The following is an 8033-nucleotide window of genomic DNA, read 5'->3' on the forward strand; positions in this document are numbered from 1 at the left end:
TCGGGCAGGCACTTCTCGTAGCCGACGTCGAGCGGCCGGGTCCAGGCCGCGTCCTCGCTCATGATCGCGGCGGTCTTCACCTTCATCAGGTCGATCAGCATGTCCTTGGTGGAATCGCAGATGGACTGGGCGAGCGCCGCCGAGGTCAGGTAGCCATGGAAGGTGTACTTGTTGCGCGCGTAGTCCTTGTGGACCGCGGCGCTGATCTCGTTCGAGGCCGCGCCGGGCGTGATCATCGGCGTCTTGAGCCGGGCCGCCCAGGGCATCAGCGCCAGCACGACCTCCGAGATGTAGCTGGCGATGACGAGGTTGACCTTGTCCTCGGAGACCGCCCGCTGGAAGGCTCGGACCGCGTCGGAGGCCGAGGACTTGTCGTCGTAGGTGACGACCTGGATCTGGCGCCCGTCGACGCCGCCCTGGGCGTTGATCTCGTCGGCGGCGAGCTGGACGGCCTGCGGGATCGAGGCCCCGACCACCGACTGCGCCTCGGCGATCACCCCGATCCTGATGGGATCCGCGGCCCGCGCCTGTGTCGATCCCAGTAATCCGGCCACTGCGAGCAGGGCGAGGGCCCGGCTCGAGACGCTGCGTTCCATCGGCATGGGCTTCCTCCTGCGGCCCGTGCGGCTTTTGCCGCCGCATCGGGTTCAGGACAGGATAGTGCAGCACGCGGATGCTTGAATACAGTGTGCAGATGCGGAAAGCCGTGACAGACGGGCGCTCACCTGTCCGCCCGGCCGAAGATCAGGCTCAGATTGTTGGCGGGCATGGCCACGCGCCGGACCAGGCTGAGCCCGTGCCGGGTCGCTTCCGCCGCGACGGCGTCGAGGTCCCGCACGCCCCAGGCGGGATCCCGCGCGCGTAAGGAGGCGTCGAAGGCGGCGTTGCTCTCCGCGAACGGCCGGTCCGCCTCGCGGAACGGCCCGTACAGGAACAGGACGCCGCCCGCGCTCAGGACGCGTCCGGCGCCGGCCATCAAGCCCTCGGTGGCGGCCCAGGGCGCGATGTGGATCATGTTGATGCACACGATCCCGTCGACCCGCTCGACGGGCCACGCCGCGGCGGCGGCGTCGAGCGCGAGCGGCGGCCGGATATTGGCGAGCCCGGCCCGGAGCGCGTGCGCGGCGATGCTGCGCCGGGCGGCGGGTTCGGGATCGCTCGGCAGCCAGTCCAGGCCAGGCAGGGCCGCGGCGACGTGAACCGCGTGCTCACCGGAGCCGCTGGCGATCTCCAGAACGGTGCCGCTGTCGGGCAGGATCTCGCGGAGCACGGCCAGGATCGCGTCGCGGTTGCGCGCGACGGCCGGCGCCGTCAGGGCCTCGTTGACGTCGACGTCCCAGCCGAGCATGGAGGCCCTCCATCGGTCTGCGCAGTCCGTCGACGGGATGGCGGCCGGACGCGTCACGCACCCATATTGCGCGGGCGGACCCGTTGCCATACCGCATTCCACCGGTGTTCCGCCCGTTCGATGCGCTGTTCGCGCCAGCCTCCGCGTCTCTCGCGGTGCGAACCGTCCCGATCGGCCCGGCAGGGTTGAGAGCGCCGCCCCACTTCCGGACTTGCCGTCCTCCGAGACGTCCAGGGATTCGCCCATCGTGCCCGACCCGCAAGCCGCCCGGACACTACCCAAGGTCGCGACCGGCATCACCGGTTTCGACGACCTGACCCATGGCGGTCTGCCGGCTGGGCGGCCGACGCTCATCTGCGGCGCCGCGGGCTGCGGCAAGACGCTGTTCGCCACGACCTTTTTGGTCAACGGCGCGACGCTCTACGGCCAGCCCGGCGTGTTCATGAGCTTCGAGGAGCGGGCCGAGGATCTGGCGGCGAACGTCGCGTCGCTCGGCTACGACCTCGACGGTCTCGTCGCCGCGGGCCATCTCGCCATCGACCACGTGCGCGTGGAGCGGAGCGAGATCGAGGAGACCGGAGAGTACGACCTCGAGGGCCTGTTCATCCGCCTCGGCTTCGCGGTGGACTCGATCGGGGCCAAGCGCGTCGTCCTCGACACGATCGAGACGCTGTTCGCGGGCTTCACCGATCCGACCCTGCTCCGCGCCGAGCTGCGCCGCCTGTTCGGCTGGATCAAGGATCGCGGCCTGACCGCGATCATCACGGGCGAGCGCGGCGACGGGCCGCTCACCCGCCAGGGCCTGGAGGAGTACGTCTCCGACTGCGTCGTGCTGCTCGACAACCGCGTCGAGGACCAGATCACCACGCGACGGTTGCGCGTCGTCAAGTATCGAGGCTCCGCCCACGGCACCAACGAGTACCCGTTCCTGATCGATCACGCGGGGATCAGCGTCCTGCCGGTGACCTCGGCGGATCTCGTCTACGGGGTGCCCGACGGCATCCTCTCGACGGGGATCGCCGGGCTCGACGCCATGCTGGGGCCGCGGGGCTTCCATCGCGGCTCCGGGATCCTGATCTCCGGCGAGGCCGGGACCGGGAAGAGCATGCTCGCCGCCTCGATCCTCGACGCGGCCTGCCGGCGCGGCGAGCGCTGCATGGCCTTCGTGTTCGAGGAGAGCGGTGCCCAGATCATCCGCAACGCGCGCTCGATCGGGCTCGACCTCGCCGCGCACGTGGCGAGCGGCCGCCTCCGCTTCGAGGCCGCGCGGCCGAGCCTGTTCGGTCTGGAGACGCATCTCGCGCGGATGCACCGCGACCTCGACCAGTTCCGGCCGGACGTGGTGGTGCTCGACCCGATCTCGGCCCTGCGCGGGTCGTCGGGCGAGCTGCAGGCGACGCTCCTGCGCATGATCGACCTGATCAAGACCCGCGGCATCACGGCGATCTTCACGACCCTCCGCGGCGACGGCTCCCTGATCGAGGACAACGATCTCGGCGTGTCCTCCCTGATGGATGCCTGGATCAAGCTCCAGAACATGGAGGCGAACGGCGAGCGGACGCGGACCCTCTACGTCATCAAGGCGCGGGGTATGAGCCACTCCAACCAGATCCGCGAATTTCTGATGTCGTCGGACGGGATCCAGTTGGTGGATGCCTATATTGGTCCTTCAGGTGTTCTCACCGGCACCGCGCGCCTGGTTCAGGAGGCTCAGGAACGCGCGGCCGCGCTGCAGCACCGGGACGCGACCGAGCGCCGGCTCCGAGATATGGCGCGCCGACGCTCCGCCTTGGAGCGTCAGATCGAGGAGCTCAGGGCCGGTCTCGAGGCGGCCGTGGACGAGGAGGAGAGCCTGCGTACCGAGGACGCGGCGCGGGGCGTCACGCTCGCGGCGGAGCAGCAGGCGTTGAGCGCACGACGGAGTGCCGCGGAATGAGCGATACGACATCGGACGACCAAGCACCCGAGACGGATCCCGACCGCGATGCCGGCCACTATCACCTGCGCCTCTACGTCGCCGGGCAGACGGCCAAGTCTCTCGCTGCCCTGAGCAACCTGAAGCGGTTCTGCGAGGAGCACCTGGCCGGCCATTACGACATCGAGGTCATCGACCTCATGAAGAACCCTCAGCTCGCCGCCGGCGATCAGATCCTCGCGATCCCGACCCTCGTGCGCCGGCTGCCGTCGCCGCTCAAGCGGATCATCGGCGACCTGTCGAACACCGAGAAGGTTCTGGTCGGCCTCGACATCCGTCCCAAGGCCGACCGGCCTTGAACGCGGCCGCCTCGTCTCCGACGGACGCGGAGCACGTCCGGTTGCGGCTGTTCGTGGCCGGAACCGCGTCGCGCTCGCTGCGCGCGGTCGAAGTGCTGCGCCGCATCTGCGAGGCCCACTTCCCGGGCCGCTACGAGCTGGAGATCGTCGACATCTATCAGCAGCCCGACCTTGCCGAGCGCGACGGGATCCTCGCCGCGCCCACACTCCTGAGACTGGCGCCGGGGCCGGAACGGCGCCTCTCGGGCGACCTCCTGGATGAGGGCCGCGTGCTGCGCAGTCTCGAGATCGCGTCCGCCGCGGAGCCGCTCTGATGGGTGTGGACGCTCTGCTGCCCGGCGACGAGCCCGGGCTCGACGCCTATCGCGCCCATATCCGCGAGCTCGAGGCGCGGCTGGAGGAGAGCGAGGAGACCCTCGCGGCCATCCGCCGGGGCGATTTCGACGCCGTCGTGGTGGAGGGCCCGAACCACGAGCGCCTCGTCTACACGCTCGAGAACGCGGACCTGCCCTACCGGGCGCTAATCGAGCAGATGCAGGAAGGCGCGTTCACGTTGGCGCTGGACGGGACGCTGCTCTACTGCAACCGGCGGCTGGCCGAGATGCTCGGCGAGCCGCAGGAGCGCCTGACCGGCCGCGCGCTCCGGAATTTCGTCCACGCGGATGTCGACCTCGGGCGCCTGATCCGGCACGCGATGGACGGGCCCGTCCGCGAGGAGATCGCGCTGCACGCGGCGGGATCGGAGAGCGCGACCTTCCTGTCGCTCAGCCGCTTCGCCTGCCAGGGCGATCAGCCGCTCCTCTGCGGGATCCTGACGGACCTGACCGAGCAGCGACGCAGTATGCAGGCGTTGGCGGAGGCTCATGCCAAACTCCAGTCCGAGAGCGCCGAGCGCGAGCGCGTGGAGGAGGCGCTGCGGCAGTCGCAGAAGCTCGAAGCGGTGGGGCAGCTGACCGGCGGCGTCGCCCACGACTTCAACAACCTGCTGACGGTGATCAAATCCTCCACCGACCTGCTCAAGCGCCCGGACCTGCCGGAGGAGCGCCGTCGCCGTTACGTCGAGGCCATCTCCGACACGGTCGACCGCGCCGCCAAGCTGACCGGCCAGCTCCTGGCCTTCGCGCGCCGTCAGGCCCTCCGGCCCGAGGTTTTCGAGGTGGGCGCCTCGCTGCGGGCCGTGGCGGAGATGCTGGATTCGGTCACCGGAGCGCGCATCAGCGTTCTGGCCGAAATCCCCGCCACCCCCTGCTACATCCGCGCCGACCTCAGCCAGTTCGAGACCGCGCTGATCAACATGGCGGTGAACGCCCGCGACGCGATGGGCGGTGAGGGCACCCTCACCCTGAAGCTATCCGGCGACCGGCCGATGCCGGCGATCCGCGGTCACGCGGGGTCGCGCAGCACCTTCGCGGCGGTGTCGCTGTCCGACACCGGCATCGGCATTCCGTCCGACGTGCTGCCGCGCATCTTCGAACCGTTCTTCACCACCAAGGACATCGGCAAGGGCACCGGGCTCGGGCTGTCCCAAGTCTTCGGCTTCGCCAAGCAGTCCGGGGGCGACGTCGACGTGTCCAGCAGCCCGGGCCACGGCACGACCTTCACGCTCTACCTGCCGCAGGCGGAGTACGCGCCGGACATGTCCGTCACGCCGCGGAGCGAGGAGAGCGGGCTCGACGGCGCCAGCCTCTGCGTGCTGGTGGTCGAGGACAACATCGAGGTCGGCCGCTTCGCCACGCAGATCCTGGAAGATCTCGGGCACAAGACCGTCTGGGCGACCAATGCCGAGGAGGCGCTCGTCGAGATCGAGAGGATCCCCTTCCGCTTCGACGCCGTCTTCTCCGACGTCGTGATGCCCGGCATGGGCGGCATCGCGCTGGCCCGCGAGCTGCAGCGGCGCCTGCCCGACCTGCCGGTGGTCCTCACCTCCGGCTACAGCCACGTGCTGGCGCAGGAGGGCGTCCACGGCTTCGACCTGATCCAGAAGCCCTATTCGGTGGATCAGCTCTCGCAGACCCTCCGTAAGGTCGTCGGCAAGGGCCGCGCCGGAGCCCGGCGGCGGCGCTGAGGCCGGCTCCTAGCGGGTGCCGTACATCCGGTCGCCGGCGTCGCCGAGGCCCGGGACGATGTAGCCGTGGTCGTTCAGGTGGCTGTCGATCGCCGCGGTCCAGACCGGCACGTCCGGATGGGCGGCCTGGAACTTGGCAAGGCCCTCCGGCGCCGCCAGCAGGCAGACGAAGCGGAGGTCGGAGGCGCCCCGGGCCTTGAGGCGGTCGAGGGCCGCGATCGCCGAGTTGGCGGTCGCCAGCATCGGATCCAGCACCAGCACCGTCCGGTCGGCCAGATCGGACGGCGCCTTGAAGTAGTACTCCACGGCTTCCAGCGTCTCGGGATCCCGGTAGAGCCCGATATGCGCGACGCGGGCCGACGGCACCAGCGACAGCATGCCGTCGAGAAAGCCCACTCCGGCGCGGAGGATCGGCGCGAGCACCAGCTTCTTGCCCTGGATCTGCTGCCCCTGCATCGGCTGGAGGGGCGTCTCGATGGTGACGGGCTCCAGCGGGAGGTCACGGGTCACCTCGTAGGCCAGCAGCATCCCGATCTCGTTGAGGATCTGCCGGAAGCCCTTGGTCGAGCGGTTCTTGTCCCGCAGATGGGTCAGCTTGTGCTGCACCAGCGGGTGATCGACCACGGTGACCCGAGCCGTCGACATGCCCCGAACCCTCCCCTTGCGGTTGAGGAGCAATGCAGGAGCGAAGGCCGGGGTGCAACTCGTCCCGGTGATCCCGGCGGAAGGCCGGATCGACGGAGGTGCGTGAGGACTCGGGTAGGCATCGCGGCCGGGCGCGGAATCCTCTCGGATGGATGGGAGCTCGGTCGGCGCGGACCGTCGCGTGCGGGTCCGGCACAAGCGTCACTTGTCTCGTCGCCGTCAACGCTTTCGTCTGGATAAGAGAGATTTTCGGCCGAAACAGATACCCGAACTTGCGCGACGGTTGACCTTTATTTGATATAATAATGTAGCTTTGTTCGGTAAATTATCGGTTCTAGAGTATTATCATAAGTAAAAATCATTCTACGATGTTTCTAAGGCGCGAGTTGCGCGAGATCCTGAAGTGGCTAGATGCAGTCGCCTGCGTCGGACCGCCCGATGCGACCGTCCCGCACTCGGATCTGGCCGAGGATCGTCATGCGCGCATCCATTCCACTCAAAGCAATCCTGGCCCTTCTCTTCGCAGGACTTGCCCTGATCTCCGCGGCGCAGGGCGGTCTGTCCCTCCGTCAGCTGGCCGGGATCGGGCAGGCTGCGACGGCGCTGGCCAGGGACTGGGTGCCCTCCCTCGAGAAGGTCGGCGCGATCGAAGTGGCGGCCTCCGAGGTGCGCATCAAGCAGTACCGGCTCATCCTGCTGTCGGATACACCGGAGCACCGGGACGCCAATGAGGCCGCCCTGGCGAACACGCACGCGCGGCTGCGCGACGCGCGCCGGGCTTACGAACCGCTGATCACCACCGTCGAGGAGCGGCGGCACTACGACGCGTTCGGCGCGTCCTGGACCCGATTCGCGGAGGTGGAACGGGACGTGCGGCGCCTCGTGGAGGCGGGGCGGCAGACGGAGGCGACCGCGCTGCTGATCCGGCCCGACGTCGTGGCACTGTACGACGGCGCCCGGGCGGCGCTGGCCCGTCTGGCGGACCACGACGAGAAAGCGGCGCAGCAGGACGCGGACGCGGCGATGATCCGGGTCGAGGCCGCGTCCGCCGCGGCCGTCGCCAGCATCGGCCTCGCGCTGGTGTCCGCCCTGGCGGCGGCGATCTTCGGCCTCCTCTACATCTCGCGGCCGATCGCCGCGATGACCGCCGCGATGACCCGGCTGGCGCGGGGTGAGGCCGGCACCGAGGTCCCGTTCCGACACCGTCGCGACGAGATCGGCGCCATGGCGGCGGCCGTCCAGGTGTTCAAGGACAACCTGATCCGCACCCGGCAGCTGGAGGCCGAGGCCGAGGCGGCGCGGCAGGACGCGGAGCGCCAGCGCAGCCTCGCGATGCGGCAGGTCGCCGACCGCTTCGCCGACGCCGTCGGCGGGATCGTCGCGCAGGTCTCGACGGCGGCCGCCGGCCTGCAGGCCACGGCCCGCGGCATGACGGAGACCGCGGCCGAGACCGCGGGGCAGTCGACCACCGTCGCGGCCGCGGCCGAGGAGGCGGCCAGCAACGTCGGCACCGTGGCGGCGGCGGCCGAGGAACTCGGCGCCTCCGTGCAGGAGATCGGCCGGCAGGTCGACGGCTCGGCCGGCCTCGCGCGGGCGGCGGTCGCGGAGGCCGACCGGACCGGCGCGCTGGTCCGGGACCTGAGCGAGGCCGTGGCGCGGATCGGCGACGTGGTCGGGCTGATCTCGACCATCGCGGGTCAG

The 8033-nt window shown here is 69.9% G+C and carries 8 protein-coding genes; 5 read left to right on the forward strand and 3 right to left on the reverse strand.

The annotated features are described in order from the left end of the window. Together H288_RS0131325 and H288_RS0131330 are read right to left on the reverse strand one after the other, a co-directional pair. Positions 1-602 (reverse strand): ABC transporter substrate-binding protein (locus H288_RS0131325; protein WP_020096502.1); only part of this gene is annotated, 602 nt, incomplete at its 3' end. Positions 603-721: 119 nt separating this feature from the next. Further along, the gene (locus H288_RS0131330; protein ID WP_020096503.1) at positions 722-1348 is read right to left on the reverse strand and encodes a DUF938 domain-containing protein; all 627 of its coding nucleotides are present in this window, start codon (positions 1346-1348) and stop codon (positions 722-724) included. A 247-nt stretch (positions 1349-1595) separates the two neighbouring features. On the opposite strand from H288_RS0131330, the gene kaiC reads away from it, so the two are divergent. The 4 genes from kaiC to H288_RS0131350 are packed head-to-tail and all read left to right on the forward strand — an operon-like array spanning position 1596 to position 5687. Further along, a complete protein-coding gene (gene kaiC / locus H288_RS0131335) occupies positions 1596-3284 on the forward strand; it encodes a circadian clock protein KaiC (RefSeq protein WP_020096504.1) in 1689 nt (562 codons plus the stop codon). Then, a complete protein-coding gene (locus H288_RS0131340) occupies positions 3281-3622 on the forward strand; it encodes a circadian clock KaiB family protein (RefSeq protein WP_020096505.1) in 342 nt (113 codons plus the stop codon). The genes kaiC and H288_RS0131340 overlap by 4 nt, the downstream gene beginning before the upstream one ends. 41 nt (positions 3623-3663) lie before the next feature. Beyond that, positions 3664-3936, forward strand: coding sequence for a circadian clock KaiB family protein (locus tag H288_RS0131345; RefSeq protein ID WP_020096506.1), 273 nt, complete (start codon positions 3664-3666; stop codon positions 3934-3936). Then, on the forward strand, positions 3936-5687 hold the full coding sequence (locus tag H288_RS0131350; RefSeq protein WP_020096507.1) for an ATP-binding protein: 1752 nt from the start codon (positions 3936-3938) through the stop codon (positions 5685-5687). Before H288_RS0131345 ends, H288_RS0131350 begins: the two co-directional genes overlap by 1 nt. A gap of 9 nt (positions 5688-5696) precedes the next feature. On the opposite strand, the gene upp is transcribed toward H288_RS0131350, so the two are convergent. Further along, the gene (upp, locus tag H288_RS0131355) at positions 5697-6332 is read right to left on the reverse strand and encodes a uracil phosphoribosyltransferase (protein WP_020096508.1); all 636 of its coding nucleotides are present in this window, start codon (positions 6330-6332) and stop codon (positions 5697-5699) included. A gap of 477 nt (positions 6333-6809) precedes the next feature. Between upp and H288_RS0131360 the strand changes: the two genes are divergently transcribed. Further along, on the forward strand, positions 6810-8033 hold a 1224-nt coding region (locus H288_RS0131360), incomplete at its 3' end, for a methyl-accepting chemotaxis protein (protein ID WP_020096509.1).

Origin of the sequence: Methylobacterium sp. 285MFTsu5.1 (genome assembly GCF_000383455.1) — a bacterium.
GTDB lineage: Bacteria > Pseudomonadota > Alphaproteobacteria > Rhizobiales > Beijerinckiaceae > Methylobacterium.